This is a genomic window from Oleiphilus sp. HI0117 (assembly GCF_001635235.1).
The window spans coordinates 1-2,811 of the sequence record NZ_LWGA01001367.1 but is presented as its reverse complement, the minus strand read 5'-3'; the positions used below and the strand labels follow the sequence as shown (position 1 = coordinate 2,811).

General features: G+C 45.0%; 3 protein-coding genes. 2 read left to right on the top strand and 1 reads right to left on the bottom strand.

Translation table 11 applies throughout. The features are described from left to right. Window positions 1-515, top strand: a 515-nt coding sequence (locus A3757_RS23405; RefSeq protein WP_156506518.1) for an FAD-binding protein, incomplete at its 5' end; no start/stop codon positions are given. Window positions 516-586: 71 nt separating this feature from the next. After that, the gene (locus tag A3757_RS23400; RefSeq protein WP_068508453.1) at window positions 587-2,350 is read left to right on the top strand and encodes a thiamine pyrophosphate-binding protein; all 1,764 of its coding nucleotides are present in this window, start codon (window positions 587-589) and stop codon (window positions 2,348-2,350) included. Here the strand turns inward: A3757_RS23400 and A3757_RS23395 are convergent. Continuing rightward, the coding region (locus tag A3757_RS23395) for a methyl-accepting chemotaxis protein (RefSeq protein ID WP_304439216.1) at window positions 2,351-2,811 on the bottom strand (461 nt) is incomplete at its 5' end.

The following is a 2,811-nucleotide window of genomic DNA, read 5'->3' as shown; positions in this document are numbered from 1 at the left end:
GAAATCACACGCTAATTGAGAAAATCTCTACTGAAAGTGACCACTTTATCGTTGCACAGAATATGGATGAACTCCTTACCCAGATGAAGGCTCTTGATGATGAAAAAGTTTTGAGCTGTGACAATGTTAAAGCTGCTGTTAGTGATTATGACCAAATGCTATCACGAGGGCCGGCTTTATGGAACGATGACCAGGTTAGGCGTATTCAGCAAGCCAGGGCATGGCGATCCGACAAAGTCAGAACGTGTAAACCTGCCCCCATTGTAAGTGACAAATCCGGTCCGTTAATCGCGATTAAGCTCAGACTCATTTCCAGAAAAAGCCTTGGTGGCATACAGACTAATTTGCAAAGCCAGGTCTTGAGCTCAGAGGGTGCAGCAATTCCAGGCTTGTACGCGATTGGTGAAGCAGCGGGTTTTGGCGGTGGCGGTGCCAGCGGATTTAAGTCTCTAGAGGGCACGTTCTTATCCGGCTGTGTACTGACGGCGCGTAGCGCAATTGACGCAATCAACTAATACTAAGGGCAGATGTAATACATTTTCCCTGTAATAAATTTATATAGAAAAAAGAATCTTAAAGGTGATACATGAAGAAAACAGGCGCTTGGCTAGTTAGGTATGCACTCGAGCAACTTGGGATTTCACATACATTTGGTATACCGGGTGTTCACAATACCGAGATCTATGATGAGTTAAATAAGTCGGCCACCATTCAGCCTATGCTCGTTACTCATGAAGGCTGTGGCGCGTTCATGGCAGATGCTGTTAGTAGAACCAGTGATACGGTTGGTGCAATGCTTATCGTTCCTGCGGCAGGCGCTACGCATGCAGCTAGTGGTATTGGCGAAGCATTTCTTGACGGTATTCCAATGCTGGTGTTGTCGGGTGGTGTGCGGAGCGATTCAGACTTTGAATACCAGCTTCACGATATGGATCAGCATGCGATGCTAGCGCCAATTACCAAGGCAACATTTAAGGTAGCTCACCAGAAAGATATTATTAGAACGCTATATAAAGCCTACGAAATTGCGACGAGTGGCGAACCAGGGCCAGTATTTGTTGAGATACCAGTGAATATACAGCTTTATACGGCGGAGGTTGAACGACAAATAACGTATGCCGAATTTTTAAGTGAAAAGGCGCTTGTCGAGTCTGGTCATTTTGAACAGCAGCTAGATGAAGCGGTCGATATCTTAATTAAGGCTAATAAGCCCGGATTGTTTTTGGGCTGGGGAGCGGTGGACGTTTCTGATGTTGCTACGCAAGTCGCTAGCTTGCTTGGCGCACCGGCATCTACTACCTTGCAAGGCTTAAGCTCCTTTCCGGCAAATGATCCTATGCATACGGGAATGAGTTTTGGGGCTGCAGCAGTGCCTGCCGCAACGAAAGCATTTGAAGATTGCGACGCTTTGCTTGCGGTAGGGACTCGTTTTGGAGAAATTGGTACAGGTAGCTTTGGCGTTACGGTTCCTGAATCTTTGATTCATATTGACATTAACCCTAAAGTTCTCAATACAAACTACCCAGCGAAAGTAGCGATCCAGGGAGATGCAAATGAGGTCTTGCCCGCGTTATTACGTAAGCTCAAAGCTAAAATACATGAGAATAATATCTGTTTTGATGCGCGTTATAAGGAAGTGAGTCAGCTCATCTCAGAGCAAAAGGCTTCGTATAAACAAGAGTGGTATAAGCACGATAGTGGTTCTCGTGTTAATCCAGCTTTATTCTTTGATGCCTTAAGGAAAAGGCTGCCTGATGACGGTTATGTAGTGGTTGATGACGGTAACCATACCTTCTTAACGGCAGAACTTATGCCTATTCATACAGCGAGAACCATGATTTCGCCTACCGACTTCAATTGCATGGGTTATGCTGTCCCTGCGACTATCGGAACAAAGCTTCTTAATCCTGAAAAAGACGTTGTCAGTATTATTGGTGATGGTGCATTTTTGATGACGTGCATGGAAATTACAACGGCAAGCAAGAATGGCTTGGGTGCAATTTTTACCATATTTAATGATGGCGAGTTATCCCAAATATCACAAGCTCAAGAGGTGCCGTATAACAGGAAAACTTGTTCGGTTCTTGCGGATACGAGAATGCAGGGTGTAGCGATGGCTACTGGCGCAGCTTATGTCCGGATCGATGAGAATTCCGATATAGATGAAATGTTGGATGAAGCTTGGAGAATCAGCAAAGCGGGTCAGCCAGTCGTGTTAGATGTAAATATTGATTACAGTAAACAGACCCGATTTACGAAGGGTATTGTGGGAACAAACCTTAAGCGTTTGCCCCTCAACATGAAGGTCAGAATGATTAGTCGGGCTTTAGTAAGGAAAGTGACCTGCTAGCTATTTATTCACGACGTTTGCTAGCTTCTCTGAAACGTCGCTAAGCTTTGTCGTCATTGTGCTCAGGTTTTGAATTGACTCCAGTAGGTGTATAACAGCGTAAGCGTTATTGTTATTTACCTCGCCAACATTCTGCGAGGCAGCACTGACTTGTGTCATGTTGTCTTGCAGTTTATTGATTACCTTGGATACTTTTTCAATTTGTTCTGAAACTTCAATAACCGAGGCCGATGTATTCTCCAGTACTGCTTCTGAGTGAAGTACTATCTCGACGCCCTTATCAACGTCTACTGACCCTTGTTTTATTACATCGGTAATTTCTTGGGCAGACTCATCACAGCGAATTGATAAGCTTCTGATTTCGTCAGCAACGACGGCAAAGCCACGCCCCCTGTCACCAGCACGTGCAGCTTCGATTGTTGCGTTTAATGCAAGTAAGTTCGTTTGGCTAACGATACCGG

Excerpts from the sequence above, each read along its gene's own strand:
- A3757_RS23400 (WP_068508453.1), top strand. The coding sequence starts at position 587 with ATGAAGAAAACAGGCGCTTGGCTAGTTAGGTATGCACTCGAGCAACTT.